This is a genomic window from Marinifilum sp. D714 (assembly GCF_030851345.1).
GTDB lineage: Bacteria > Bacteroidota > Bacteroidia > Bacteroidales > Marinifilaceae > Marinifilum.
Window position 1 is genome coordinate 374,430 of the sequence record NZ_JALPNU010000002.1, and the last position, 26,779, is coordinate 401,208.

Annotated in this window: 25 protein-coding genes; 13 read left to right on the top strand and 12 right to left on the bottom strand. The window is 36.1% G+C overall.

Features of this window, described 5'->3' with window-relative positions; all coding sequences use genetic code 11:
• Positions 1 to 87: 87 nt before the first annotated feature.
• Together M0051_RS03405 and M0051_RS03410 are read left to right on the top strand one after the other, a co-directional pair.
• Positions 88 to 648 carry a cob(I)yrinic acid a,c-diamide adenosyltransferase gene (locus tag M0051_RS03405; protein ID WP_306740132.1) on the top strand — a complete coding sequence of 187 codons (561 nt, stop codon included), beginning with the start codon at positions 88 to 90 and terminating at the stop codon, positions 646 to 648.
• A 57-nt stretch (positions 649 to 705) separates the two neighbouring features.
• The gene (locus M0051_RS03410) at positions 706 to 927 is read left to right on the top strand and encodes a DUF2795 domain-containing protein (RefSeq protein WP_054714819.1); all 222 of its coding nucleotides are present in this window, start codon (positions 706 to 708) and stop codon (positions 925 to 927) included.
• A gap of 59 nt (positions 928 to 986) precedes the next feature.
• On the opposite strand, the gene M0051_RS03415 is transcribed toward M0051_RS03410, so the two are convergent.
• From M0051_RS03415 to guaB, 6 genes are all read right to left on the bottom strand, one after another.
• Positions 987 to 2,561: an OstA-like protein gene (locus M0051_RS03415; protein WP_306740133.1), complete on the bottom strand. Its 1,575-nt coding sequence runs from the start codon at positions 2,559 to 2,561 to the stop codon at positions 987 to 989.
• A gap of 5 nt (positions 2,562 to 2,566) precedes the next feature.
• On the bottom strand, positions 2,567 to 3,532 hold the full coding sequence (locus M0051_RS03420) for a MoxR family ATPase (protein ID WP_306740134.1): 966 nt from the start codon (positions 3,530 to 3,532) through the stop codon (positions 2,567 to 2,569).
• A gap of 79 nt (positions 3,533 to 3,611) precedes the next feature.
• Positions 3,612 to 4,964 (bottom strand): peptidylprolyl isomerase, encoded by a 1,353-nt coding sequence (locus M0051_RS03425; RefSeq protein ID WP_306740135.1) that lies wholly within the window; start codon positions 4,962 to 4,964, stop codon positions 3,612 to 3,614.
• A gap of 10 nt (positions 4,965 to 4,974) precedes the next feature.
• Positions 4,975 to 5,814 carry a hypothetical protein gene (locus M0051_RS03430; protein ID WP_306740136.1) on the bottom strand — a complete coding sequence of 280 codons (840 nt, stop codon included), beginning with the start codon at positions 5,812 to 5,814 and terminating at the stop codon, positions 4,975 to 4,977.
• Positions 5,807 to 7,453, bottom strand: a complete 1,647-nt coding sequence (locus M0051_RS03435) for a peptidylprolyl isomerase (protein WP_306740137.1) — start codon at positions 7,451 to 7,453, stop codon at positions 5,807 to 5,809. The genes M0051_RS03430 and M0051_RS03435 overlap by 8 nt, the downstream gene beginning before the upstream one ends.
• An 82-nt stretch (positions 7,454 to 7,535) precedes the next feature.
• Complete coding sequence (guaB, locus tag M0051_RS03440) at positions 7,536 to 9,005, bottom strand: IMP dehydrogenase (protein ID WP_306740139.1); 1,470 nt, start codon at positions 9,003 to 9,005, stop codon at positions 7,536 to 7,538.
• Between the two features lie 181 nt (positions 9,006 to 9,186).
• On the opposite strand from guaB, the gene M0051_RS03445 reads away from it, so the two are divergent.
• From M0051_RS03445 to M0051_RS03480, 8 genes are all read left to right on the top strand, one after another.
• On the top strand, positions 9,187 to 11,094 hold the full coding sequence (locus M0051_RS03445) for an ATP-dependent DNA helicase RecQ (protein ID WP_306740140.1): 1,908 nt from the start codon (positions 9,187 to 9,189) through the stop codon (positions 11,092 to 11,094).
• A gap of 131 nt (positions 11,095 to 11,225) precedes the next feature.
• Complete coding sequence (locus tag M0051_RS03450) at positions 11,226 to 11,855, top strand: DUF5063 domain-containing protein (protein ID WP_306740141.1); 630 nt, start codon at positions 11,226 to 11,228, stop codon at positions 11,853 to 11,855.
• A gap of 33 nt (positions 11,856 to 11,888) precedes the next feature.
• Entirely contained in the window at positions 11,889 to 12,479 is a 591-nt protein-coding gene (locus tag M0051_RS03455; protein ID WP_306740142.1) for a 3'-5' exonuclease, read from the top strand.
• Between the two features lie 92 nt (positions 12,480 to 12,571).
• The gene (locus tag M0051_RS03460) at positions 12,572 to 13,759 is read left to right on the top strand and encodes a class I SAM-dependent rRNA methyltransferase (RefSeq protein WP_306740143.1); all 1,188 of its coding nucleotides are present in this window, start codon (positions 12,572 to 12,574) and stop codon (positions 13,757 to 13,759) included.
• A gap of 76 nt (positions 13,760 to 13,835) precedes the next feature.
• Positions 13,836 to 15,059 carry a DEAD/DEAH box helicase gene (locus M0051_RS03465; RefSeq protein ID WP_306740144.1) on the top strand — a complete coding sequence of 408 codons (1,224 nt, stop codon included), beginning with the start codon at positions 13,836 to 13,838 and terminating at the stop codon, positions 15,057 to 15,059.
• 19 nt (positions 15,060 to 15,078) lie between these two features.
• Positions 15,079 to 16,275: an NAD(P)/FAD-dependent oxidoreductase gene (locus M0051_RS03470; RefSeq protein WP_306740145.1), complete on the top strand. Its 1,197-nt coding sequence runs from the start codon at positions 15,079 to 15,081 to the stop codon at positions 16,273 to 16,275.
• Between the two features lie 127 nt (positions 16,276 to 16,402).
• Positions 16,403 to 18,532, top strand: a complete 2,130-nt coding sequence (locus M0051_RS03475) for a Tex family protein (RefSeq protein WP_306740146.1) — start codon at positions 16,403 to 16,405, stop codon at positions 18,530 to 18,532.
• Positions 18,533 to 18,847: 315 nt separating this feature from the next.
• Positions 18,848 to 19,081, top strand: a complete 234-nt coding sequence (locus tag M0051_RS03480) for a hypothetical protein (protein WP_306740147.1) — start codon at positions 18,848 to 18,850, stop codon at positions 19,079 to 19,081.
• Positions 19,082 to 19,125: 44 nt separating this feature from the next.
• On the opposite strand, the gene M0051_RS03485 is transcribed toward M0051_RS03480, so the two are convergent.
• From M0051_RS03485 to M0051_RS03510, 6 genes are all read right to left on the bottom strand, one after another.
• Positions 19,126 to 19,851, bottom strand: a complete 726-nt coding sequence (locus M0051_RS03485; RefSeq protein ID WP_306740149.1) for a head GIN domain-containing protein — start codon at positions 19,849 to 19,851, stop codon at positions 19,126 to 19,128.
• 183 nt (positions 19,852 to 20,034) lie between these two features.
• Positions 20,035 to 20,853 carry a uroporphyrinogen-III C-methyltransferase gene (cobA, locus tag M0051_RS03490; protein WP_306740150.1) on the bottom strand — a complete coding sequence of 273 codons (819 nt, stop codon included), beginning with the start codon at positions 20,851 to 20,853 and terminating at the stop codon, positions 20,035 to 20,037.
• A 10-nt stretch (positions 20,854 to 20,863) separates the two neighbouring features.
• Entirely contained in the window at positions 20,864 to 22,570 is a 1,707-nt protein-coding gene (locus tag M0051_RS03495) for an NADPH-dependent assimilatory sulfite reductase hemoprotein subunit (protein WP_306740151.1), read from the bottom strand.
• Between the two features lie 16 nt (positions 22,571 to 22,586).
• Positions 22,587 to 24,362: an assimilatory sulfite reductase (NADPH) flavoprotein subunit gene (locus tag M0051_RS03500; RefSeq protein WP_306740152.1), complete on the bottom strand. Its 1,776-nt coding sequence runs from the start codon at positions 24,360 to 24,362 to the stop codon at positions 22,587 to 22,589.
• Between the two features lie 3 nt (positions 24,363 to 24,365).
• Positions 24,366 to 24,842: a bifunctional precorrin-2 dehydrogenase/sirohydrochlorin ferrochelatase gene (locus M0051_RS03505; RefSeq protein ID WP_306740154.1), complete on the bottom strand. Its 477-nt coding sequence runs from the start codon at positions 24,840 to 24,842 to the stop codon at positions 24,366 to 24,368.
• A gap of 12 nt (positions 24,843 to 24,854) precedes the next feature.
• Complete coding sequence (locus M0051_RS03510; protein ID WP_306740156.1) at positions 24,855 to 25,085, bottom strand: DUF2061 domain-containing protein; 231 nt, start codon at positions 25,083 to 25,085, stop codon at positions 24,855 to 24,857.
• 733 nt (positions 25,086 to 25,818) lie between these two features.
• Here M0051_RS03510 and M0051_RS03515 point away from each other — a divergent pair.
• From M0051_RS03515 to M0051_RS03525, 3 genes are all read left to right on the top strand, one after another.
• A complete protein-coding gene (locus M0051_RS03515) occupies positions 25,819 to 26,064 on the top strand; it encodes a hypothetical protein (RefSeq protein WP_306740157.1) in 246 nt (81 codons plus the stop codon).
• 105 nt (positions 26,065 to 26,169) lie between these two features.
• Positions 26,170 to 26,424 carry a hypothetical protein gene (locus M0051_RS03520; RefSeq protein WP_306740158.1) on the top strand — a complete coding sequence of 85 codons (255 nt, stop codon included), beginning with the start codon at positions 26,170 to 26,172 and terminating at the stop codon, positions 26,422 to 26,424.
• 11 nt (positions 26,425 to 26,435) lie between these two features.
• Positions 26,436 to 26,633, top strand: coding sequence for a PspC domain-containing protein (locus tag M0051_RS03525; protein WP_211334406.1), 198 nt, complete (start codon positions 26,436 to 26,438; stop codon positions 26,631 to 26,633).
• Positions 26,634 to 26,779 lie beyond the last annotated feature (146 nt).

Genomic DNA, 26,779 nt, shown 5'->3' on the forward strand with positions numbered 1-26,779 from the left:
TCGTTCTAAATAATAAAAAATTTTATCTTTGTTAAAGCTGCAGATATTTACTGCCAAACATGTAAATATTAGCTTAAAAATATAACAATGGATAAATTTAAAGTATATACAAAAACAGGAGATAAGGGAACTACCGGACTTATTGGTGGAACTCGCGTTCCTAAATATCATTTGAGATTAGAAGCTTATGGGACAGTAGATGAATTGAATTCATACATCGGTTTAATTCGATCTCACAAAATAGAAGAAAAAACTCTGGAAGTTCTAAATATAGTACAGAATAAGTTGTTTTTGATTGGTTCTCGTTTGGCTACGGATGATGAGAAGTCAGACTTAAAACAAAAGCTAAATCTGAGTGAGGATGATATTTTATTATTGGAATCGGAGATGGACCGAATGGATGAGGAACTTCCAGAATTGAATAATTTTGTACTACCTGGAGGAAGCCCATTGAATGGATTTTGTCATGTTGCAAGAACCGTTTGTCGCAGGGCAGAGAGAAGAGCCAATCAATTGTCAATGGAAATTGACATAAATCCCTTATTGTTGAAGTACTTAAACCGATTATCGGACTACTTATTTGTGTTATCACGCAAGGTTTTAAAGGATGTTGGGGCTGATGAAATAAAATGGGAGCCTGACTTGTAAATTCGGAAAAAAAAATTATATTCGCAGAATAAAGGAACCTAAAAATATTTTGAACTTATGTATTGGACACTTGAATTAGCAACAAAACTTGAAGATGCCCCATGGCCGGCTTCCAAGGATGAGTTGATTGACTACGCAATTCGCTCTGGTGCGCCGCTAGAGGTAATTGAAAATTTGCAGGAAATCGAGGAAGAGGGAGAGATTTTTGAGAGTATTGAGGATATTTGGCCTGATTACCCTAGCAAAGGAGATTTTTTATTCAACGAAGATGAATACTAAAAAATAAAAAACGAGGTTTTGTTTCAAAACCTCGTTTTTTATTTCCTGTCTAAATCTACTCATAAATCCGAAGATTCAGCTTTTAATATACTTTTAGCTGTATGCGGAAGTGTATCTCTCCAAATAAATATATCTTCTTTCGACTTTGGCTGAATGCCATCGAACCAACGGAAATTTTTCAGGAATAACATTTCTTGTTCCACTTCAAACAATGGATACATGTTGCCATCAGGTTTTTTAATAAAGATGATCTGATCAATTTTATTATCCTTTATCAGAATGGTGATATCGCTACTCTTTGCAAGGTTCATGCCTAATATTACTCCTTTGTCTTTTGGGTAATATAAGGTTTCTCCATTTCCATCAATATCTAATTTGTAAATCTTATTGTCCTTAACATGACCGAGCATGTTCTTTCCTTTGATCTGGTTGTAAAAAGTGCTATCTTCTTTTGCCGTTAGGAAAGAAGAACCTCTAAAGTGAAGGTATTTGAGTTTCTGATTTTGAGTTTCTATACCAATAGTATCAGCAACCATCTGATTACCCTGTGCCCATAAAACCGGATCATTAAACAACCTTATGGTAGAATCTTGCATGGTATATACCAGAGAATCACATTTACCTTGCAAATCAGGTCTGAAAAACTTCACATGATGAAAGGCCTTTATTAACTCAAAATCTGCGCTATCTTTTGATATTGTAAGGGTATCTGCATGTAGAAATAGTGAATCCTGTTCCGCAACTTGAATGAATACTGCAGAATCTGTCATTAATGCCTCTTCGGTATTCTTAAAAGTTTCTAAAAAGTGTCCTTGTAAAATAATGTTATTAACAGTATCTCGAAGTTCTACATTATCGAATATTCTAGCGGTTTCATTGTTTTTATCCAGGTAAATACTATCACCTTTAATTTGATATGCTTTACTATTAAGAGTTGTGTTTTTAAAAAATTGCGATATTCCAGTAGTTGTATTGTACCATCCATCTTCCGAATAAAGTGTTTCAGTTTCATTCTCGATGGTAGTTGGTCCTAAAATAAAAGCAGTTTTACTAAGCGTGTTGTATTTTAGTGTGTCTGATTTTAAAGTATAATCATTGCTTAAAACTTCTACGCTATCTTTAAAGAACAATAAATCCTGTCGCGTGTAATATCTTCCAATGCTGCTGGTAAGCGTATTATTTGTGTCAACAATTTTACCGCCATTAAAATAGTAACCAACACTTTCATTCATATCAAAATCAAGAAATTCTGTGGTAACGGTAACTGTTTTATTTTTAAGCTTTACATTGTTACGCATTTCAGCCAGTTTGGTGTTTCCGTAGTACTTTAATACATCACCATAAATGTGAACCGTATCTGAGCTAATAATGTGAACATTACCATATGCAACAATTCTGTTGTCACCTCTGAATTGATATACGCTATCGCAGTACATCTTAATGTTTTCGTGGGTTATAAATACATTGCCATTGAAAACAGTAAGTTGCGATTCTGATTTTAATTCGGCTCTGATATCATCTGAGTTTTTAATTTCAATTAATGATTTTTTCTGAGCTTCCAGTGTAAATGAGAAAAGGCAGAATATTCCTACGAATAGAATAATCGATTTATATTTTGTAATGATGCAAGGCATTCCTTTTATTTTAATAATTCTTTTATAATATCTTCAACACTAATTCCTTCAGCTTCGGCCTTGTAGTTTTTCATGATTCTATGTCTTAATATAGGGACTGCAACTTCCTTTACATCTTCTATGTCCGGCGAATATTTTCCGGAAAGAAGAGCGTGTGCTTTGGCTCCAATAACCAAATATTGCGATGCTCTTGGTCCAGCTCCCCAATTGATATACTCATTTGCCATAGGATGCGAGAACTCGGTATTAGGCCTCGATTTTGCCGCCAAGTTTACAGCATATTCCAATACATTTCGATTAATTGGTACTTTTTGTATCAATTTTTGATAGTAAGAAATCTTTTCACCCGAAATAATCTTGTTCAATGCAATTTCCTTGCCACATGTAGTATTTTCAACAATCGAAATTTCATCTTCTAATTTTGGGTAATCCAAATAAATGCTAAACATGAAACGGTCTAATTGAGCTTCAGGAAGAGGGTAGGTACCTTCTTGTTCGATTGGATTTTGGGTGGCCAATACAAAAAAAGGTTTTTCAATTTGGTAATTTTTACCATTTACCGTTACCATTTTTTCTTGCATCGCCTCCAATAAAGCCGATTGAGTTTTTGGAGGTGTACGATTGATCTCATCAGCAAGAATGATATTAGCAAACAAAGGACCTTTTATGAAATTAAATCTACGCTCATTATTTAATATTTCAGTTCCAATAATATCAGAAGGCATTAGGTCGGGAGTAAACTGTACTCTTTGGTATTTTAAGTCTAAAACCTGCGCAATTGTGTTTACAAGTAAAGTTTTAGCAAGTCCAGGAACACCAACTAGTAAACAGTGTCCATTACTAAAAATCGAAATCAATACTTTTTTAATGATTTCATCCTGACCATAAATTTTTTTACCAATTTCCTCAAGTAGCTTTTTGTAATCGGCATGTAGTGAATTAGCAGCTTCAACTTCTGATTTAAAATTCATAAGGATTTAGTATTTGGATTTCCTTGAAAAAATCAGACACAGCAAAAAGGCTGTGTCTGACTAAATATTTTAAGCTTAATTATTTTTGCCAGCCTTCGAATCTGAATTTTGCATTCTTGTATGAATCATCAATGTGAACGTAAGTGCCAGATTGCTTCTCTTTGATCCATTTATCTAGAATATCTTGCTGCTTTTGATTGGTCAACATATTCTCAAAAATACTCCAATCATCGGATAGGTTTGCTGTGTGAGATTTGGTTTCTGATTTTATCTTGATGATTTTGTAAGCATCCTTTCCTCCGGAAACATCTAAAAACGGCTCAGAAATTTCATTGATTTTTAAGCTGTTAATTTGTTGAGCAATGGCAGGAGGCAAATTGTCTTTTTCAAATCTAGATGAACCAGTATATGGATTAACAATCAAACCTCCATTATTTCTGGTATCCTTATCAGCTGAGAAATAAAATGCAGCTTCATCAAATTTCAACTTCTCATTTCTAATTAAATCTGCAATACTATCTAAACGTGCAGTAGCTTCTTTTCTTTTTTCTTCTTCAATTTTAGGTTTAAGAAGAATGTGGCGTACATTAATTCTTTCACCTTTTCTGTCAATAAATTGAATGATGTGAAATCCATACTCAGTTTCTACAATTTTAGAAACTTTATCTGTTTTTAGGTTGAAAGCTACGTTTGCAAACTCTGGAACTAAACTAGATCTTGGTGTATAGCCTAATTCACCACCTTGACGAGCACTTCCCGGGTCTTCAGAATAAAGAACCGCCAATGTAGAAAAGCTCTCACCCTTATGTACTCTGTCTCTAAATTCTCTTAATCTGTTTCTGATACGGTCTTTCTCGTCATCGGTAACTTTTGGATATCTTACAATTTGTTGTACCTCAAGTTTACCAGGAATTGTAGGCAAGCTGTCCTTGTTTAAATTATTGTAGAAATCACGAACTTCAGCAGGGGTAATGTGAATGTCTTTTGTGATTTCTGCCTGCATTTTCTCTTTAATGCGTTCATTTCTGGTAGGTTCTCGCAAATCATTTTTCATTTCAAGAATTGATTTACCAAAATATTGTTCCAATTTTTCTTTGGAACCTATTCTTTGAATGTACATTTCCATTTTACGAGAAAGATCATCTTCAACTTCTTGTTCGGTTACCTCAATGCTATCAATCGCAGCTTGGGCAATCATAAGTTTTTGAATCAATAGATCTTCAAAAATTTCGGTTTTCAAGTCAACACTACCTGATGTATATCCTTGAGCCTTAAGACTGATAAATCTTTGCTCAACATCCGATTTTAATACAACCTGATTACCAACCACGGCAATAATTTTATCTACCACATTGTCTTGAGCATTAAGAGTAAGAATACTCAGTAACAACAGTGTTAACACCGTGCAAGTTTTTCTAAAAATGTAACGCATATTTTATGGTTTAATAAATTTTGAATTTATTTTTCGATTCCGCATCTCTGTAGATGTTTTCTTCGAGGTTTTTAATGAATTCTATTTTTCGTTTATTGATGATTATTTTTCTAATGTCATCTCTCACAAAATCAAGAGGTGCAATATTATTCTTGAACTCAACATTTTTAATGGCTACAAAATATCTATAGGTTGAGTCCTCTGTTTCAATGTGTTTTCTGCTTTTTAATAGTTTATCTTCATCACTAAAATTGAAAGGGATTCTATTTAATAGTTCTTTCGCATTAACCCATTGCCCGCTAAAATTATCAAATTTTGTGGCATTCTGAAAACAGTAGTCTTCCAATTCGTCCCAATCTTCTTCTTTTTCTAATTTATAGAGCTTTTTAATTTTTTTATAATCAGGAACAGGTTTTGAAATTTGAATATATAATGCTTTGATAATGTTTCTGTTCAATATGAAATTGCCAGAGTTTTGACGATAATAATTGTCAATTTCAAAGTTTGTAACAATGGTATCAAGTTTTTGCTCTAAAAGTTGTTGCTGATACTTATGAATAATTAAAGAGGAACGATAATCCTCAACCATTTTGCTAACATCCTTATCTTCTTCCGAAAGGTTAAGTTCTGCTTTTGAAATGATCAACTGTTTTTTTATCCATTGGTGAATGTAGTTATCGGCAATTAGTATACTATCTTCTTTAGTGCTTCCGTTGGGAACGATTGCCGCTACTTCGCTCATGTATAAAAAGTTTTGATTTACTTTAGCAACCGCCTTGTCTTCTTCCTGATTGTAATTACAAGCAAGCATGCTTGCAAGCAAAATTATTGTAAGTATGTATTTATTCATTCTTAATTGTTCGCAAATTTGTTAAAGCTGAATGGTTGATTTCTACAGAGTATTTTTTTCGAAGTTCTTTCGACCATTTTTCCTCAAGCCAAGCTCTGTAATCTTCCAATATAATATCTTTAACTGATTTATAATCAACATCTGTTTTGTATTTGTGTTGATTGTTATTGTAATATTCTTTTATTTTTTCTTTCTCTGTTGTATTATCCCAAATTGTTTTTTTAGTAATAAAATAAACTAAAACTCCATTTTCATATTCATCCAGTAATGTCTTAAGCTTAGGATGTTTTTCTACAAGTTTCTTTTTATGGTATGCTAAGATACAAGTGTTTGAGAAATTAACATATAATCTATTGATATAATCTTCAAAATTTTCATAAATATCTTTTGAAGCTTGTTTACTTAAGAATTCAGCAAACTTTTCCTGAGAGTAATCATTATTTTCGATAGAGAATAAAGTTTCCCATAGTTCTGCATAAGCATAATCTAGAATAGAGTAAAAATTCGATAGTAGCTGCTTATTTTCTTTGAACTGATATCTTTCCTTCAGATTTTGTATTAATTTTCTTTCTGAAATTCTTGAACGACTGTCTTCTGCCAAAAGTGTTATTAAATCATCCTTGCATTGCTCAAGAGTATTGTATTCCTTTTTATCTAAAAGTTGGATAATATGGTATCCAAAATCGGTTCTGATTGGTTGTGAAAAATCTCCTTTCTTTTTTAATTCAAAAGCAGTTTTTTCAATTAAAGGATGAGTTTCAAATAGTCCAAACCAAGGCAAGATGCCGTTGTTTTTTACAGAACTAGCATCGTCTGAATATTTCTGAATTAACGCAGAAATATCAGCACCTGATTGAAGAAGTTGATAAATAGAATCGGCTTTTGTTTTGATTTTACCTTTTTCATTTTTCTTTTTAAACTCAATCATAAGATGCCTGATTCTTACCTTCCCCGGATTTTTAATCTTGTCAATGGTTTGTACAATATGATATCCATAAGGAGAGCGAACGGGTTTAGAATACTCTCCTTTGGCTGTGTTGTAGGCAGCAGTTTCGAAGGTATAGTCCATGTCGAAAGCAGTAATGTATCCTATTTCACCATTGTTTTTTCGAGCCGACAAATCATCTGAGAATTGGTTGGCAAGTTTTGAAAACTTCTTCCCCTGATTTAACAATGTATAGATTCTGATAGCTTCCTGATAAGCTTCAAGTGTATCTTTCGGGGTAGCTCTACCTTCAATCTTAACTAAAATATGACGAGGCTTTACGAAATATTGAATTCTTTCGAAGGTTTCTTCAAGAAGATTTTGATTGATCTTTACAGGATACAAATAAGCGTTGAATGCTTTATTGTGATAAGTTTCGATTTCCTGAATAACTTCAGGCAAAGTGTCAAATTGATACTTTTTAGCTTCAGTGACTTTTAGATGAAAATCGATATATAAATCTAAAGATTCTTTTAGAGAAAGCGGATTGTTGTTCTGATCACGAAGTTTCTTGCTTTCGAAAAGTTCTACAAATTTGCCAGAAGGGTAAGCTGTATCATCAATGCTAAAAAGGGTATCTGTTGAATTGTATTGCCCGTAACTTGCCAACGAGCAATATAAAACTGTAATCAGATATAATAAACCCTTCCTCATTCAGTAATTATATGGTAAATATTCTAAAAAAAGAAAACGGTAACCCGTACCATAACGGGTTACCGAAATATATGCGATAAAATTATCTGCTATAGTTAGGAGCTTCACGAGTAATCGCAACATCATGCGGATGACTTTCTGCCATACCCGAAGCTGTAATTTTAACAAATTTGGCATTGTGCAATTCTTCGATACTTGCAGAACCACAATATCCCATACCTGCACGTAAACCACCAATTAATTGATAGATTACTTCATAAAGAGTTCCTTTATAAGGAACACGTGCAACAATTCCTTCAGGAACCAATTTCTTGATATCATCTTCAGCATCCTGAAAGTAACGATCTTTTGAACCGTGTTGCATTGCTTCAACAGAACCCATTCCACGATACGATTTAAATTTACGACCGTTGTAAATGATGGTTTCTCCCGGAGATTCTTCAACACCAGCAAGAAGTGATCCAGCCATAATACAATCTGCACCAGCAGCAATTGCTTTTACAATGTCACCAGAGTAACGCAATCCACCATCAGCAATTACAGGAACACCAGTTCCCTTAAGGGCTCTTGATACTTCGTAAATAGCACTTAACTGTGGAACACCAACACCAGCAATAACACGTGTTGTACAAATAGAACCAGGACCGATTCCAACTTTAACAGCATCAGCACCAGCGTCAACTAGCATTTTTGCAGCCTCAGGAGTAGCAATATTACCAACGATAAATTGCATGTCAGGAAACTTCTTCTTCGCAATTTTTAATACCTCAATAACACCTTTTGAGTGACCATGAGCGGTATCAATAATAATAGCATCGGCATTTGCTTGAACCAAAGCTTCGATTCTATCCAATGTATCACCAGTAACACCAACAGCAGCAGCTACGCGCAAACGTCCTTTTTCATCTTTACAAGCCAATGGCTTATCTTTTGCTTTGGTAATATCCTTGTAGGTTACCAAACCAATTAGTTTGTTTTTTGAGTCAACAACTGGTAGTTTTTCAATTTTGTGAGCTTGAAGAATTTCAGCTGCTTTTTCCAAATCAGTAGAATCGGAAGTGGTAACAATGTTTTCACTTGTCATTACTTCTGATATTGGACGATCCATATCCAATTCGAAACGTAAATCACGGTTGGTAACAATACCTAAAAGTGATTTATCTGTGTCAACAACAGGAATACCACCAATTTTAAATTCCTTCATTAATGCCAAAGCATCTTTTACAGTTTTGTAAGGAGGAATTGTAATTGGGTCATAAATCATCCCGTTTTCAGCTCTTTTTACAGTTAATACCTGCTTTGCCTGAGCTTCGATACTCATGTTCTTGTGAATTACACCAATCCCACCTTCACGAGCAATAGCAATTGCCAAAGCAGATTCGGTAACAGTATCCATCGCAGCAGACACCATTGGAGCATTAAGAGTAATGTTACGGGAGAACTTAGTTTTTAAACTTACGTCTCTAGGAAGTACTTCAGAATAAGCAGGAACCAAGAGAACATCATCAAACGTTAGACCGTCAGAAATAATTTTATCAGATACGAATGACATTATGCAATAATTTTAGATTTAAATTGCATGCGAAAATACAAAAAAATAGCGGAATAGAACTTGATTACAAATACTAAAAATTGTTAATTGATTAATTCCACCCAAAAGTTAGTATTTTTAAACTGTTTTATTGTTAGAAAAAGTGAATAAAAAGACCATAAATAAACTGGAAAATAAATAAATGGATCGATTTAAGGATGTTCTAAAAAAATATTGGGGATATGGTACATTTCGTCCTTTACAGGATGAAATTATTAAATCGGTTTCAGAAGGAAAAGATACTTTGGGCTTAATGCCAACCGGAGGAGGTAAATCTTTAACTTTTCAGGTTCCTACTATGGCAATGGATGGTATCTGTTTGGTAGTTTCGCCTTTGGTTGCCTTAATGAAAGACCAGGTTCAAAATTTAAGAGAGAAGGGAATTAAGGCTGAATTGTTATACTCCGGGCTTTCACGACATGAAATTGAAAATATTCTGAATAAGTGTTTGTTCGGGAATGTGAAGTTTTTATACATATCTCCAGAGAGAATAAGTTCAGATATATTTAGGAAGAAGGCTGTGCAAATGAATGTTTGCCTAATTGCTGTGGACGAATCGCATTGTATTTCGCAGTGGGGGTATGATTTTCGTCCTTCCTATCTGAAAATAATTTCGCTTCGTGAACTTTTACCTGATGTTCCGGTTTTGGCATTAACCGCTACGGCAACAAAAGATGTAGTTTCTGATATTCAGGAAAAGCTTGGATTTCCTGAGAAGAACGTATATCGAAAAAGTTTTGAACGTAAAAATTTGGTGTACCTGGTCAGAGAAACTGAGGACAAGCCAAAATATCTGCTCAAGATCCTAAACAAGCAAAAAGGAAGTTCGGTTGTTTATGTGAGAAGTAGGAAAAAGTGCAAGGAGTTGGCCGAGTTCCTAAAGAATAATAGGGTAAAAGCAGAATTCTATCATGCAGGATTGCCGAACGAAGTGAAAGATTTTCGTCAGGAACGATGGCGAAAAGGAATTGTGCAGGTTATGGTAGCAACCAATGCTTTTGGTATGGGAATCGACAAGTCGGATGTACGCACCGTGGTACACATGGATTTGCCGGATACATTGGAAGCTTACTTTCAGGAGGCAGGAAGAGCAGGAAGAGATGGCAAAAGAGCTTATGCTGTAATGTTGTATTCAAATCCCGATAAGGTACAGTTGCTGAAAAGAATAAAAACATCATTTCCGGAAAAGGATATGATTGTTAGAGTTTATGAGGCATTGGGGAACTTTTTACAAGTTGCTGAAGGAGCTGGAAAGGATGCGGTATTCGACTTTGACTTGGGACAGTTTTGTCAGAATTTTAAGTTTAATGTTCTGCAGGCTTTTAGTGCATTGAAGATTTTACAACGAGCTGGATACATTGAATTAACAGATGATTTGGAACATGAGTCTAGAATCCATTTTGCAGTGCAACGCGACGATCTGTATAAGTTCCAGGTTGCCAATAAAGATTTTGATGCCTTTATAAAAATACTTTTACGATCGTATACTGGTTTGTTTACCGATTACGTTCCTATTAATATTGATACTTTATCAAAAAGAATTAAAGCCGAAAAAGAATTAATAATTGAATACCTAAAAGAATTATCCAAGTACGGTATTATAAAATATATTCCAAGAAAGAAAACACCTTTTATATTATATACTCAGGAGCGATTGCCTATCAGCTTTATTAAATTGAGTAAAGAGGTTTATCAGGAAAGAAAGGAAAATTTAGAAAGTAAAATTCAATCGGTGATTGATTATGCAGAATCTGAAAATATATGTCGATCGAAATTCTTATTGGAATATTTCGGACAAAAATATGCTCCCGATTGTGGAGTGTGCGATATCTGTAAAAGCAAAGAGGAGAAAGTGTTGAGCGAAGAAGAGTTCAAAGAAATTTATTATGCGATCTTGAATTTAATTGAAAATGATTTTTTAAGTATTGATGAACTTGTGGATCGTTTAGATTACAAGGATGATAAGATTTTAGAAGTAATTCAGCATCTAAAAGACAACGAAGAAGTAGATTGCCAAAGTGGTAATCGAATAAAATACATTCCAATTTAGTTTGTAATTTAACCAATAATATAAGGGGATAGAACAGGCCTGTTTGTCAAATCTTATGTGCAGACTGGAAACTAAGGATTTATTATTCGTAAAATCTTGTTATTTTTGCAAGGTTGTAGGAAAAAATAGAGATGAAAGATCAATTTGAACACGTAGTATATTCTAAAAATGTTATTGAATTTGTAACGGTAGCAAACGAATTTTGTTTGTTATTGGAATCAAGTTCAAAAGTTTCGAAAGTTGAGTTTGTGGAAACAGCTCAAAAATTATTGCCATTGCTTTATTTAAAAGCATGCATGTTGCCGAAAAATGAAAATGAATTAGAGGAAGAGGTTGAAAAGTTTGTTACTGAATCTGATTGGGAATTCATTCACTCATCGGTAAAAAGTAAAATGGGTGCTCACGACGAGTTTTTAGAAGTGTTCGAGAACGACATGGAATACAGCGATACACCATTGGTTGCTTCTGTTTCTGAAAATTTTGCCGATATTTATCAGGATCTTAAAGATTTTATTACTTCATATAAGATTGGAACTGTTGAGGTAATGAATGATGCACTTTGGGATTTAAATAACCATTTTTACGAATATTGGGGTCAAAAACTGGTTAATTCGCTAAGAGCAATGCACAAGTTGGCCGCCGATAAAATTAATTTAGATGATGAAGCAGAATTAGATGCTGATTCAAACATCGATAATATAGACATGACTGGATCTATTTTCTCGCAACGTCAGAGAGAATGGGACGAAGACAATGAATAAGGAAAACAAATTTCCGGAGTAAAAGAGTAGTAAATGTTGCCATTTCAAAAATCAATTACAAGCGAAGAAGCAAACAAAATGCCGTTAAAGGCTTTCGAAGGAGATATCATACTTGTTGATGAGTATAAAGATCTGTACGAAGCTGTTCAATACCTGAATAAGTATTCTATTTTGGGTTTTGATACGGAAACCCGACCGTCGTTTAAAAAAGGAAAAGTAAACGATGTTGCTTTGCTACAATTGGCAGCTAACTCTAAAACATTCTTGTTTAGGATCAATAAAATAGGACTTCCCGAGGAAATTATTGATTTGCTTAAGAATCCAAATATTGTGAAAGTGGGTGCAGCAATAAAAGACGATATCAGAGGCTTGCAAAAGTTGAACGACTTTGATGCCAATGGATTTTTGGAGCTGCAGGACTATGTTTCGAATTTTGGAATTGAAAGCTTTTCTCTGAAAAAACTCTCTGCTATTGTATTGAATTTTAGAATCTCAAAAAGACAACAAGTATCCAATTGGGAGGCGGAAACATTGAGTCCGGGTCAGTTAAGATATGCTGCAACAGATGCATGGGTATCTTTAAAGATTTTTGAAAGATTGAAAGCTACAGAGCAAGAATTGTAAGACTCTCACAAAATACCTTGACTGCTTATAGTCAATTAACAACGAATACCTTAAAATCAATATTCGTTAATCAGTAAAAAACACATTTCTAAATGATAGATTATCCAAAAGTATACCTGAGAAAAGGAAAGGAACATTCTGTAAAACGCTTCCATCCATGGATTTTTTCAGGAGCGGTAAGTAAAGTAGATGAAGGCTTACAAGAAGGCGATTTGGTCTCCGTTTATAATGATCAAAATGAATTTTTAGCCATTGGACATATTTCAATTGGTTCCATTGTAGTTCGCATTTTAAGCTTCGAAGAGAGAGAAATTAACCTGGACTTTTGGGTAGAGAAAATTCGTTCTGCTTGTCAAATGAGAAAAGCTGTGGACCTTTATGGACGTGAAGACAATAATGTATTCAGATTGGTTCATGGTGAAGGTGACGGCTTGCCAGGTTTGATTATTGATTTTTATGCTGGAACAGCAGTAATTCAGTGCCATTCGGTTGGAATGTATTTGCACCGTGAAGAAATAACTGAAGCATTACAAACAGTGTTTGGCGATGATTTGGTGGCTGTTTTCGATAAATCGGAAGGAACCATTCCTTTTAAATCAGGAATTGAGCCAAAGAATGGATATTTGTTTGGCGAAACAGATTCGTTTACTGCACTGGAGAATGGATTGAAATTTAAAGTGGATTGGTTAAAAGGCCAGAAAACAGGATTCTTTATAGATCAGCGTGAGAACAGAAGCCTATTGGAACAATATTCAAAAGGACGATCAGTACTAAATATGTTTTGCTATACAGGTGGATTCTCTTTCTATGCCATGCGCGGTGGTGCAGAATTGGTTCATTCAGTTGACAGTTCTTCTCGAGCAATTGATATTACAAAAGAAAATGTTGAGCTAAACTTTCCGGGCGATAAGCGCCACGAGGCATTTGCTGAGGATGCATTTAAATTTTTAGATCAATCATCTCAAAAATATGATTTAATTGTACTTGACCCACCTGCATTTGCAAAGCACAAGAAAGTGTTGGACAATGCTTTGAAAGGATACAAGAGATTAAATAAAAAAGGATTTGAACAGATTAAGCCCGGAGGAATATTATTCACTTTTTCATGTTCGCAGGCAGTTAGCAAAGAAGATTTCAGAAAAGCAGTGTTTGTAGCTGCAGCTAATGCAGGTAGAACCGTTCGTGTGCTACATCAATTGACACAGCCTGCCGATCATCCGGTAAATATTTATCATCCTGAAGGAGAATACCTGAAAGGTTTGGTTTTGTATGTTGAATAGACATTTTTTTGTATCTTCAATATGGTTTAAAATGAGAGTAAAACTCTCTTCATATTAATTACTAAATAGAAACTAGTTGAAATTTTCTGAATTTGATTTTTCTCCTGAGATAATGGAAGGACTTGAGGCCATGGGCTTCGAGACACCTTCTCCGGTTCAGGAGTTATCTATCCCTAAGATTATAGAAAAAAAAGATATGATCGTTTGTGCCCAAACGGGTACAGGTAAAACGGCAGCATATCTTCTTCCGGTAATGGACCAAATCCAAAAGAATCAAATTGAGGGCTTTAGTACCTTGATTTTGGTTCCAACACGCGAGCTAGCCATGCAAATCGATCAGCAAATGGAAGGATTTGGATACTTTGTTTCCATTACTTCATTGTCTGTTTATGGAGGTGGTGATTCATCGGTTTGGGATCAGCAGAAGAAGGGCCTGATGGAAGGAGCAGATGTAGTAATTGCTACTCCTGGTAGAATGATTTCGCACCTGAATTTAGGTTACGTAGATACTTCAAAATTGAAACATTTGATTTTGGATGAGGCCGACAGAATGTTGGATATGGGTTTCTTCGAGGACTTAATGCAAATTGTGAGTTATCTTCCGAAAGATAGACAAAACCTGATGTTTTCGGCTACAATGCCTCCAAAAATCAGAGAGTTGGCAGAGGAAATTTTGGTTGAACCGGAAAGCATCAATATTGCAATTTCGAAGCCTGCAGAGGGAGTTTTACAAGCTGCCTATATGCTTTACGAAGACCAGAAAATTCCTTTGATCAATCATTTGTTGGAAGGAAAAGACCTGAAAAGCGTAATTATTTTCTCATCCACGAAAGTGAATGTAAAGGCCATTACTAAAGACCTTAAAAAGCATAAATTTAAAGCAGCTGGTATACAATCTGATTTGGAACAGAGTGAGCGAGAAGAAGTGCTGCGTGAGTTCAAAAATAGGAAACATCAAATATTAGTTGCTACAGACATTATTGCCAGGGGAATTGATATCGATTCAATCGATTTGGTAATCAACTTTGATGTTCCAAACGATGCTGAAGATTACGTGCACAGAGTGGGACGTACGGCACGTGCAGAATCGGAAGGTGTTGCCTTAACTTTTATTACTGAAAAGGATCAGGGCGACTTCAAAAAAATTGAAGATCTGATTGAGGCGGATGTATTTAAAATTCCGGTTCCTGCTGAATTGGGAGAAGCACCTGAGTACAACCCTCGAACCAAAACCAAACCCAAAGGTAAGCGCAAGTTCTTTAAACGAAAAAATACAAAGAGAACAAACAATAAAAAGTAATAACCCTAACCAAACTAAAATGACCCAAGCTGAATCTTACGACATGATTGTGATCGGCGCTGGAATAAGTGGATTAAGCCTCGCAAATCATATTGCCCGATCGGGAAAAAAAGTACTAGTTGTTGATGCTGCCGATAAGGTAGGCGGATGTTTAAATACTTATTACAAAGATGATTTCTGGGTGGAGATGGGAGCGCATACCTTTTATGCGACCTACACCAATCTAATCGATTTGATTCAGAAAAATGAGTTGGAACAGGACATTGTAGCTCGCGAGAAAGTTGGTATGAAAGTGTTTACCGATAAGCATGAGAAAATCATGTCGGGGGTAAATAAATTTGAGTTAATACGATCGGTTCCCAATTTGTTTTTCTCGAAACGAGATGGAAAAACCGTTAAGGAATACTTTGGAAAAATTGTAGGTCGAAAGAACTACAACAATGTTTTCACACGCATGTTTAGTGCGGTAATTGTGCAGAATGCCGATAATTTTTCTGCAGAATATTTTCTAAAGCGACGCAAAACCAAAAGCAAGGAACATCCTAAGAGTTTTATTCTTAAAAAAGGGATGTCGAGCTTTATGGAAGCTCTTGCTGCGCATGAGAATATCAAGATTCAGCTCAATACAAAAATCAGTCAGATTACTAAAAATCAGGAAGGATTTGAGGTAAAGTCAGAAGCAGGCGATGTGTTTACTTCCAAAGATATGGCACTGGCAATTTCTCCTAAGTTTGCTTCGGAACTGTGCAAAGACTTGAATGCTGATTTATCTGATGTTTTAGCAGATTATCCGATTCAAAATATTGAGTCGAAAGCTGTTGTTTTGCCTAAAGAAAAGTTGAATTTCGATCCTGTAAGCTTTATTATTCCACTGCAAGGACCTTGCTTTTCAATGGTTACGCGCGATGTAATGACTCATGACAATATGAGAGGATTTGCATTCCATTTTGAAGAAAATCATATTGGCAAAGAGGAGCAGGAAAAATTCATGGCTGAATTGCTTTGTCTTGATTCTTTGGATGCAGAAACTGTGGAGGCCAAGCACAAGTTACCACTGATCAAGATTGGCCATACCGAAAGAATGGCAAAGATTAAGCTCTTGGCCGAAGAAACAGGAATTTACATTACCGGAAACTACTTTAACGGTCTTTCTTTAGAGGATTGTGTAGAACGATCGAAGCAAGAATTTGAGCGTTACGTTGGGAATTATAAATGATGAGGCTTGAGACTCTCATTTCAAGTGAGATTCTCAATAGTAATTAGAATCGAAGTCTTCCCAAAACCAATAGGAAAATATTGGTAATCCGAACTGAAGTCGGAATACCAAAATATCAGATTGAAGAATGAAAAAATACATAGATCAAATATCGAAAAGCTTGCAATTGCAGGCTTTTCAGGTTGAAAATACCATGCAATTGCTTGGCGAGGGAGCCACATTGCCATTTATTGCTCGTTATCGTAAAGAGATGACAGGCAGCTTGGACGAAGTTCAGATTGCCAATGTAAAGGAGGAATTGTCTCGATTAACAGAGCTTGACAAGAGAAGAGAAAGCATTATAGAGGCCATTGACAAACAAGAAAAGCTGACTGACGAACTTCGGGCCAGAATTGAAGCTTGCACGGAACTGAATCAGTTGGAAGACTTGTATTTGCCGTACAAACAAAAGCGCAAAACAAGAGCAGTAAAGGCCAGAGAAAAAGGATTGGAACCTCTGGCTAAGATCCTGATGAAGCAGCTAGAACGCGATGTGGAATCCAGAGCAAGTCAGTTTGTAAACGATGAGGTTGCCGATGAGATGGAAGCATTGCAAGGAGCGCGTGATATTATTGCAGAATGGGTAAACGAGAATGAAATTTCTCGTAACTCAGTTCGTAGTATTTTCCAACGTCAGGCGGTTATTCGTTCAAAGGTAATTAAAGGAAAAGAGGAAGAAGGAGAAAAGTTCAAAGATTACTTTCAGTCGGAAGAGCCATTGAAAAGATGTGCGTCGCATCGAATGTTGGCATTGAGAAGAGGAGAGGCAGAAGGCGTATTACGCCTGGAAATAGCGCCCAACGAAGAAGATGTATTGGACAGATTGAACAGAATCTTTGTAAAAGGAAATAACGAAGCTTCCGATCATGTTGAGGTGGCAGTAAAGGATGCCTATAAAAGATTATTGAGCTCTTCGATTGAAACAGAGTTTGCCAAAGCATCGAAGGAAGAGGCGGACAAAGAAGCCATTCGTGTATTTTCTGAAAATTTAAGACAGCTATTGTTGGCATCGCCGTTGGGACAGAAGCGTGTTTTGGCTATTGATCCAGGTTACAGAACAGGTTGTAAGGTAGTTTGTTTGGATGCTCAAGGTAATCTTTTGCACAACGAAACCATTTATCCACATGCACCGCAAAATCAGGGAAAAATGGCAGCCAAAAAGCTGACCAATATGGTAGAAACCTACAATATACAAGCAATTGCGATAGGTAATGGAACTGCAAGTCGAGAAACAGAAAGATTTGTAACCAACCTTCATTACGATAGAAAAGTTCAGGTTTTTGTAGTAAGTGAAGCAGGGGCATCAATCTATTCAGCTTCGAAAGTGGCTCGTGAAGAATTCCCACAGTATGATGTTACAGTTCGTGGAGCAGTATCCATTGGTAGACGCTTGATGGATCCTTTGGCAGAACTGGTAAAGATCGATGCCAAATCGATTGGGGTAGGCCAATACCAGCACGATGTAGATCAAAACTTATTAAAACAGAGTTTGGATCAGGTGGTGGAATCATGTGTGAACAAGGTAGGTGTGAATTTGAATACAGCCAGTAAACATTTGTTGACCTACGTATCTGGTTTGGGACCACAATTGGCTCAGAACATTGTGGATTATCGTGCTGAGAACGGAGCTTTTTCATCCCGCAAGGAGATTATGAAAGTGAAACGAATGGGAGCAAAGGCATTCGAACAATGTGCTGGTTTCCTACGAATTCCAAATTCCGAAAATCCTTTGGACAATTCGGCGGTTCACCCGGAATCATATGGCATTGTAAAGCAAATGGCAAAGGATGCCAATTGTGCCGTTGCCGATTTGATTGCCGATCAAAATCTGCGCAAGCAAATCGATTTGAACAAATATGTGAGCAATGAAGTAGGTTTGCCAACATTGAAGGACATTATGGAAGAGCTTGAAAAGCCGGGACGCGATCCGCGAACTGCCATTAAAGTTTTTCAGTTTAAAGAGGGAATTTACAAAATAGACCAGCTTGAAGTTGGAATGGAAATGCCAGGTATTGTTACCAACATCACCAATTTTGGTGCCTTTGTTGATGTGGGTGTGAAGCAGGACGGTTTGGTACACATTTCGCAATTGGCCAATCGATTTGTATCCGATCCGGCCGATGTGGTTCAGCTTCATCAGCATGTAAATGTAAAGGTAATTGAGGTTGATGTGGCCAGAAAGCGCATTCAATTATCAATGAAAGATTGTGAGCAATAGTTCTAGGGAGTAGAAAAGAGCTATTATATACTTGCTATCCACAACAGGTATGAGATAATGGATGTTATAAGCTTGCTCCCCACGGGAGGAAGAAAATAATGGTATGTTATAAGCTTGCTCCCCATGGGAGGAAGAAAATAATGGTACGTTATAAGCTTGCTCCGCATGGGAGGAAGAAAATAATGGTACGTTATAAGTTTGCTCCGCATGGGAGGGAGAAAATAATGGTATATTGTATTTTTGCTGTTTATGACGACATACTTTTTTGCTTTGTTTTAACTATTTTTGAAACCCGATAACGAAAAATAAAAGACTATGGATTTTAACGATCAGGATGTAATTATAGAATGCCCGACTTGTAAAAAGGAAATGATTGTAAAGATATTAGAGATCACCAATCATCATACGGTAAGTTGTCCGGAGTGTGGAGCTAAGGTTGATTTATCGGCAAACGATCCATCGGCAAAATTGGGAATTCCTAAAAACTATAAGCCTTTTGAAGGTTTGGATGAATACCTGAAAGAAGTAGAAGCGAAAAGAAATAAGTAGAGACGCAAAACATTGCGTCTCTTTTTTATTGATATATTTTTTTACTATCGTCTGTTAACATCTCCACCGCTGGAGCTGCTCACATTTACTTTTGTTGGTTCGCCATAGTAATTTACATCGCCACCAGAACTTGCTGATGCTTCGATGGATTCACTTGCATAAACCGTAACATCACCACCGCTTGAAGCTTTTGCTCTACAAACTTTAGCTTTTAAATCAGCTGCTCTTAAATCGCTACCGCTGCTTGCTTTTCCATAAAAAGAATTTGCAGTACCCGAAAGGTTAGCATCAGCACCAGAGCTTACAGAACAGGTAAGATCATCTGCCTGAAGTTCAAGGTCTGCATCAGCACCAGAGCTCACTGAAATGTCAAGGTTTTCGAACTTAAGCAAGTGGCTCGATTCAAGATCGGAACCGCTCGAAACGCTAATTTCATTCACATTCACAAAGGTCACATAAACATTAAGTTTCTTGGCTCTGCGAATAGGATCTTCAGTTTTAATAACCAGCTTGTCACCTTTTATACGGGTAACAATCAAATCAAGAAGGTTTTCATCTGCCTCAACAGTTACCGATTCTTTATCACCCTGTCTTAGGTAAACATCAATGCCACTACCAGACGAAATTGCAGAAAAAGAACCAATTTCTCTATCCTGTTTTTTTACATTTCCATTGCCTTTTTCTCCCCAGAATTGTGCGTTTACGGTCGACGAAAATACCATAGTTAACGCAATTAGTGTAAGGGACATTTTTTTCAATAATTTTTTCATGCGTATAAGATTTTAATGAAATAGTTTATTCCAGGTTTCTAATCATATTATATGACGCCAAGTGTTGGCTTCAAGTTACAGGTGAATTGAATAAAATGGTTTGTTTATGAAGCTTCGGCCTATAAATGATCTGATGTAAAGACGATAAGCTTAAGTTTATAGTTGCATGAAAATTTTTTTGAATTAAAATAAATTCAGGAATGGCTGTGCTAATAATTTTCTCACACGGCTTTTCAGTGATTTCTTGTCTATCCTTTGGGAGATTCTTTTTCCTGGCACTTTTGTATGATTTCCAAGTATGATAACAGCTGGTGAAGCAGGTAGATCTGATGGATCAAGTTTACTAAAAAACTTGGTGTTTCCACTTAAAATATCACTATCTGCATAACTTACCTTGGAAATCACATTGATGTTGGTTTCTTTCGAAAGCTTTTGGTTGAGCTCATACGCCATCTCGCTTAAGCGTTCCAATCCCATATAAATAACAACCGTATCGTTATTTTCTATTTCCCTGATAATACCATCTAAAGCGCTTTTCTCTCCTCCAACTTTAATGGCCGAATGAAAGTGAATGCCTGATGATTTTCCTCTTTCAGTTAATGGAACCCAAAATTCATTTGCGGCAGCCATGCCAGCACTAATTCCTGGTATCAATTCAAACTCTAAATCCGATTCCAATAAAAACCTGATTTCTTCCACGCCTCGGCCATAAACCATCGGATCGCCTGACTTTAGTCTTACAACTTGATAACCCAAGCTGTAATACATGATCATTTGATTGTGGATGTTTTGTTGCCTTTCCATAGGATTTATCCCATCACCCGAACGTTTCCCTACCTCTATAACAATCGTTTTTTCAGGAAACAGACTGCGAACATCATCCGTAATTAGAGCATCGGTAAGGATTACATCTGCCGATTCCAAAGCTCTTAAAGCTCTTATGGTAAGAAGATCGGAGGCGCCGGGTCCGGCACCTACAATCCATATTTTTCCTTGACTCATTGCATAAAGTTTAGTGTTTAAAATCTTTAGGATTTACGATTTCCTTTACGTATTGCTTTCGGATAACAAAATCCCCAAAAGGTTCTCCTTCCGTTCTGTTTTGAGAATAATCTTGCAGTATGGGGCGAAGCTCTTGAAGAATTTCCTCTTCGTTTACATTTTCGTGATACAGATTATTTAGTCTTGTTCCGTTAAAGTTTCCTCCCAGGTAAAGATTATACCTGCCCGGACCTTTTCCAATAAATCCTATTTCTGCTACATAGGGTCTTCCACAGCCATTGGCACAACCAGTCATTCGAATCACAATTTCATCTTTAAATAAGCCAAAATCGCTTAAGCTACTCTCAATTTTATCGATTAAACCCGGCAAATACCTTTCGGCCTCGGCAAAAGCCAAACTACATGTGTTCAAAGCCACACAGGCAATGGAGTTCGATCTTGTTCCCGATATTGTACTCGGAAGTGAATCGTACTTCTTCAGGATGTCATTGATCTTGTTCTTGTCTTCGCTCTTAATTTTTCCAAGAATCAGGTTCTGATTCCCTGAAAGACGAAAATCTGAAATATTCAACTCAGCAATTTCCCGCAAAGCAGTTTTTGTCTTTACGCTTTCAACATCTTTTACTCTACCACCTTCAATAAATAATCCAAGATACCAGTCGCCATTCACACTTTGATGCCATCCAAACTTATCGCCATTTCTGATTAAGGCATACTCTCGTGCAGCTTCCAGTTTGTAAGCTAACTTTTCGTGCAGCAGTTCCTTAAATTTATCTATGCCCAATCGGTCGATGGTATATTTTAAACGTGCATTTTTTCTGATCTTTCTATTTCCTTGTTCTTTTTGAACCAGCACAATTTTTTCGGCTACATCTACCGTATTTTCCGCTTTTACAAAGCCCAATATAGTTCCCAGTCGGGGATAGGTTTCAGCATCGCCAAAAGTAGTTCCCATTCCACCTCCTGCAACAACATTAAACCCTTCCAGCACACCATTGTTTTCTATGGCTATAAAGCCGATGTCCTGTGTAAATACATCCGTATCGTTAAAAGGAGGAATGGTAAACCCAATCTTGAATTTACGTGGCAAATAAACCGGGCCATACAAAGGTTCAACTTCTCCCTGCGATCCTTCGGCTACCTTTTTCTGATCCAACCAAATTTCGTAATAGGCAGGCGTACGCGGTGTAAGATGATCGCTTACTTTGTTTGCATAATCCTGAACCTGATCGAACACATTGGAACCATAGGGATGAGGACTGGCCATTACATTTCGGTTTACATCACCACAGGCTGCAATGGTATCCAATAGTGCCTTGTTTATGGATTGAATACTTGGTTTCAGATTTCCCTTTAAAACACCATGAAACTGAAAGGCTTGTCGGGTAGTTAGTTTTAGTGTGCCGTTGGCGTATTCATCTGCAATTTGATCCATTTGCAACCACTGATCGGCATTCACCAATCCACCTGGCACCCTTACTCTGATAAGGAAAGAGTAGTCAGGTTCCAGTTTGGTCTTTTTTCTTTCCCTTTCGGTATCTCTGTCGAATTGCTGGTAAATGCCATGAAACTTCGATACTTGTCGATCGTCTACTGCAATTGATCCTGTTATGGGATCGGCAAGACTTTCAGCCAATGTTCCTCGCAAATAATTGCTATTGGTTTTAATTTTTTCAACTTCGGACAATTCAGCCCAATTTATATTTTGATCTGACATGATTTTGCTTTTTTTTCTAGTAAACATCAAGAAGTAAACGTCTCTCTTTCTTTAATTTTTTCAGATATTCATCTGCTTTTTCTGCTGTTATTCCACCTTCGCTGGTAATGATTTCTTTTAAAGTTTCCTGCACATCTTTTGCCATGTAGTTCTTATCACCACAGATGTAAAAGTGAGCGCCGTTTTCTAACCATTTAAACACCTCAGATGCTTTCTGTTTGAGTTTATGCTGTACATACTCTTTCTCATTCTGATCGCGAGAAAAGGCAACATCCAATTTGTTTAGAATTCCCTTTTGCAAATATTTTTGCCACTCTACCTGGTACAAAAAATCTTCTTTGAAACGCTGGTTTCCGAAAAATAGCCAACTGTTCGTTTGCTTGTTGTTCTGCTCAATTTCCTGTAGGAAACTTCGGTATGGAGCCACTCCAGTACCTACTCCAACCATAATCAAAGGCTTATCTGTTTCTTTTGGCAATCGGAAAGATTCATTCTTCTCTATAAAAATTGGGATGTGATCGCCGACATTTATTTGATCTGAAATGTAAGTGGAACATGCGCCATTTCGATCTCTTTTCTTGTGCTTGTACCTAAGAGAAGCAACTGTGATATGAACCTCTTCGGGATTTTGAGTAGGACCAGAAGAGATAGAGTAGAGGCGAGCATACAAAACTCTTAGAATTCCAATAAACTCATCCGCTTGAATTTCTCCAGGGAAATCTTCCAATAAGTCGATCGCATCTGCTCCATAAAGATATTGATCCAGAGCCTCTTCATTTTCCAGCAAAGTAGCGAGCTCTTTGTTTTTTACGATCTCGTTGTACTTCTCCAAAACCTCGCGATTTAAAACTGTTATTTCAAGCTTGTGCTGCAATGCTCTAAATAAACTTACATCCTTACCTCCAACTTGAACCATTCGTTCAGGATCATCGGCAAAATGATTGATGATCAAATCGACCAAATCAACCGGATTGCTAGGTAGAACTCCAATACTGTCACCAGCTTGGTATTCTATATCTGAATCTTCCAGCGATATTTCAACATGGTAAATCTCTTTCTCCGATTGTTCCGTTGTAATTCTAACTTTATCAAGAACTTCAGCATAGAACGGATTGGTTCGATTGAATTTCTTCTTTTTTGCAGGAGAATTTTCGACAGAAACAGTTGGATTTGATGCTGGCTGAAATTTATGTAGCTCACCCGCAACGGAATCAATCCAACTGTTGGCTATTTCTTCATATGCAACATCTGCTTTCTGAATTGGTACGATTTCTTCTGCACCTAACTTTTTGAATGCTTCACTAAAGTCCACACCAGTTTGGCAAAATTTCTTGTAGGATTTGTCGCCTAAAGCCAGCACCGAGTATTTTGTTCCTTCCAGCTTTGGAGCTCTGTTGCCTAACACATACTCATGAAATTCTTCTGCCTGAATAGGAGGCTCACCTTCACCATGGGTACTTACAATCAGAAACAGGTACTGTTCTTTCTTCAAATCATTTTTCTTGTATTCATCTAAAGATTTAAGCGAAGGTGAAAAGCCCAACGAACTTACTCTATCGTATAAGTCCAGAGCAATATCTTTGCTGTGTCCGGTGTGAGTACCATACAGAATGGTAATTTTTTCTGATGATTTTGTGAGTGCCGTTTCAGGAGTGTTTGCACTGCTTGTGTCACCGTTAATCAGTCCAGAGATGTAACCGTTCAACCAAACCAACTGTTCTTTGTTTAGTTCTTTTACCAGCTCATTAATTTTGGTAAGCTGTTCGTTATTTATTTGATATTGATTTATCATGATTTAGTTTGCAATTAAGAGTTTTTGAAGTCTGTAGTTTTCGAAGTAATCTTTTAGCTGATTTCTAATTTTGATGGATTTAAATACATCTTCACCATTAGAACTTACAGCAATACTGATATTGTCTTGTTTATAGATTGCAGGTGATACAAATTCACAAAAATCAGGTTGATCGTGAACATTCAGTAGCACATTGGCTTCTCTACAATCGCGAATTAACTGTCGCACAAAAGCAGGATCCTCAACACAACTATAAATCAAGTAGTAGTTTTTTAGCACATTCTTATCGTACTGTTGTTCGTGATACTTGATTCCTGTATTCTTAATCCAGCTAATGACATTGGGAGCCAGAACTTCTACCAAATCAGTACTTCGCTGTAAAATCTTTAATTTCTTATAGGCGTCTTCGCCACCACCAATTATTAGTATTTTTTTGTTAGTAATATCTATTGCTATGGGTAAAAATTGTTTCTTCGACATGATACTTTGGTTTTAAATGTGATAATCAATTGGGTGCTTATCTTCCTTTCCAAACTTTATTTTGTTCCAGGTTCTTTCGTGTAGAAAATAGAGTCCCATTTTCGTGAATAATTCAACGCCACCAATCGACATAGCCCAAGTGATATCTCCAATCACCAACCATGAAATCAGTATAGTATCAATTGTTCCAATAGTTCTCCACGAAATGGTTTTTGCAATACTTCTGTAAGTTTTTTCTTTCATTTTTTTTAGCTTACTCATAAAAAAAAGAGCCTTCCTGGTTCGCAGAAAGGCTCGGTATGCTAGTTCACTTATATACATAACGAAATCTGCTAAGGTGGATACCATAACATACACATACAACAGCACATCATTTGATATGAGATATGATTGCGATATGATTTTTCGTTTTGCATTGGTGTTACAATTGATGAATAAATTTTCTATTTTGATTATAGGTAAATCCATAAAAAAAGCCTTTCTGCTATTGCAAAAAGGCTAATGTTGTTATTTCTGTCCTACTATTTAAAATTTAAACAACTCCTTCTTGCAGTTCAATACAATCCATACACATACAACAACAAGCTGTACCTGCAAAAGAAGAAATGATTGTATTTCCAAGAATGTTATTCATTGTTTTGTTTAAATAGGATATAATGATCTTTATTTCGGGTACAATTTTAGGAATTCATTTTGAATATTACAAACCGCTGATGTAAAAATATTTTCAAAATTGAATATATCCATTGCTGTGAAATCGTTTTCGTTTACTTAGACTGAAACCAAAAATAAATAAGCGTATTACCTGAAAATACTAGTCTTTTAGAGGGCTAATAGTGGATGCAAAAATGTAATATTACAGGAGATGATTTTTAATTGGAAAAAAGTTAAAGAATTTAATAAAGAAGACTTCACAATTAATTTTCATCCTCTAAGTTGAATTAAATTAAAATTGCCAGAGTATAATTTTTATATAATGACAAAGAAAATTAGAATTGTAAATTTTAAGAAGCTGGATCCTGAATTAATGAATTTGGTTCAGAATTTTTATCCTTACGGATTTGAAGATGATATAAAATCTTATCAATTGGGTCCGGATAAGAGCTTTTATGCTTTCCCCATAAGTACCGAAGAGTACAATATCTTGGTAAAAGTAGATGTTGACTATGACTTTGACTTAGATATGGAAGAAGAGGAAAGTGGTCAAGAGGCTGATCTGTAAGAAGACATTACAAGAGTTATAAAAATTATGGGATGTTCACTTCATTTTTGTTGCTTGGAATTCAATCTCTTCCTATATTTACAGCACATTTAATAATTAAATACTATGCTACCAAAGTTTTTATTAGCAGACAATTCGCAGGAGTTACCAGATACTCTATTCATCGTTCACACACGTTCACCTAAGTGTATTATCGAATGTGATGTAGAAGATTTTAATTCTAACCAGACCATTTACTGGATGGATAAAACACCGGAAGATCAGAATATGATTGAAGATTTGTTGGATGAGGCTGAAACCTTCTACAATGATGAGTTAGAAAACCAAGAGGATCTTTACGACGAAGAATTTGACGATTAATTAAGAAAAGAATGAGTAAAAAACTACAGCGATCATCTAATAAAATGATTGCAGGTGTTTGTGCGGGTATTGCTGAATACCTGGGCTTAGACGTAACACTTGTGAGGGTTTTATATGTGCTAATTTCTATTTTTAGTGCAGGATTTCCAGGACTATTGATCTATGTTATACTTTGGTTTGTAATGCCCGATTATTACGAAGTGTTATAAAGTTATTTACTAAAAAATATAATGGGAAAGCAATTGCTTTCCTTTTTTGTACCCCAACTTTTCTGCATTTTATGTTTTGTGTTAAAGAACAGTGAAAAATTCTGAAAAAAGACCACATTTGTCATGATTTCGAATATTCTAATCTT

Bases quoted from the DNA above. Each gene is read 5' to 3' on its own strand.
- M0051_RS03405 (WP_306740132.1), top strand. From the start codon at position 88: ATGGATAAATTTAAAGTATATACAAAAACAGGAGATAAGGGAACTACC.
- M0051_RS03410 (WP_054714819.1), top strand. From the start codon at position 706: ATGTATTGGACACTTGAATTAGCAACAAAACTTGAAGATGCCCCATGG.
- M0051_RS03415 (WP_306740133.1), bottom strand. From the start codon at position 2,561: ATGCCTTGCATCATTACAAAATATAAATCGATTATTCTATTCGTAGGA.
- M0051_RS03420 (WP_306740134.1), bottom strand. From the start codon at position 3,532: ATGAATTTTAAATCAGAAGTTGAAGCTGCTAATTCACTACATGCCGAT.
- M0051_RS03425 (WP_306740135.1), bottom strand. From the start codon at position 4,964: ATGCGTTACATTTTTAGAAAAACTTGCACGGTGTTAACACTGTTGTTA.
- M0051_RS03430 (WP_306740136.1), bottom strand. From the start codon at position 5,814: ATGAATAAATACATACTTACAATAATTTTGCTTGCAAGCATGCTTGCT.
- M0051_RS03435 (WP_306740137.1), bottom strand. From the start codon at position 7,453: ATGAGGAAGGGTTTATTATATCTGATTACAGTTTTATATTGCTCGTTG.
- guaB (WP_306740139.1), bottom strand. From the start codon at position 9,005: ATGTCATTCGTATCTGATAAAATTATTTCTGACGGTCTAACGTTTGAT.
- M0051_RS03445 (WP_306740140.1), top strand. From the start codon at position 9,187: ATGGATCGATTTAAGGATGTTCTAAAAAAATATTGGGGATATGGTACA.
- M0051_RS03450 (WP_306740141.1), top strand. From the start codon at position 11,226: ATGAAAGATCAATTTGAACACGTAGTATATTCTAAAAATGTTATTGAA.
- M0051_RS03455 (WP_306740142.1), top strand. From the start codon at position 11,889: ATGTTGCCATTTCAAAAATCAATTACAAGCGAAGAAGCAAACAAAATG.
- M0051_RS03460 (WP_306740143.1), top strand. From the start codon at position 12,572: ATGATAGATTATCCAAAAGTATACCTGAGAAAAGGAAAGGAACATTCT.
- M0051_RS03470 (WP_306740145.1), top strand. From the start codon at position 15,079: ATGACCCAAGCTGAATCTTACGACATGATTGTGATCGGCGCTGGAATA.
- M0051_RS03475 (WP_306740146.1), top strand. From the start codon at position 16,403: ATGAAAAAATACATAGATCAAATATCGAAAAGCTTGCAATTGCAGGCT.
- M0051_RS03480 (WP_306740147.1), top strand. From the start codon at position 18,848: ATGGATTTTAACGATCAGGATGTAATTATAGAATGCCCGACTTGTAAA.
- M0051_RS03485 (WP_306740149.1), bottom strand. From the start codon at position 19,851: ATGAAAAAATTATTGAAAAAAATGTCCCTTACACTAATTGCGTTAACT.
- cobA (WP_306740150.1), bottom strand. From the start codon at position 20,853: ATGAGTCAAGGAAAAATATGGATTGTAGGTGCCGGACCCGGCGCCTCC.
- M0051_RS03495 (WP_306740151.1), bottom strand. From the start codon at position 22,570: ATGTCAGATCAAAATATAAATTGGGCTGAATTGTCCGAAGTTGAAAAA.
- M0051_RS03500 (WP_306740152.1), bottom strand. From the start codon at position 24,362: ATGATAAATCAATATCAAATAAATAACGAACAGCTTACCAAAATTAAT.
- M0051_RS03505 (WP_306740154.1), bottom strand. From the start codon at position 24,842: ATGTCGAAGAAACAATTTTTACCCATAGCAATAGATATTACTAACAAA.
- M0051_RS03510 (WP_306740156.1), bottom strand. From the start codon at position 25,085: ATGAAAGAAAAAACTTACAGAAGTATTGCAAAAACCATTTCGTGGAGA.
- M0051_RS03515 (WP_306740157.1), top strand. From the start codon at position 25,819: ATGACAAAGAAAATTAGAATTGTAAATTTTAAGAAGCTGGATCCTGAA.
- M0051_RS03520 (WP_306740158.1), top strand. From the start codon at position 26,170: ATGCTACCAAAGTTTTTATTAGCAGACAATTCGCAGGAGTTACCAGAT.
- M0051_RS03525 (WP_211334406.1), top strand. From the start codon at position 26,436: ATGAGTAAAAAACTACAGCGATCATCTAATAAAATGATTGCAGGTGTT.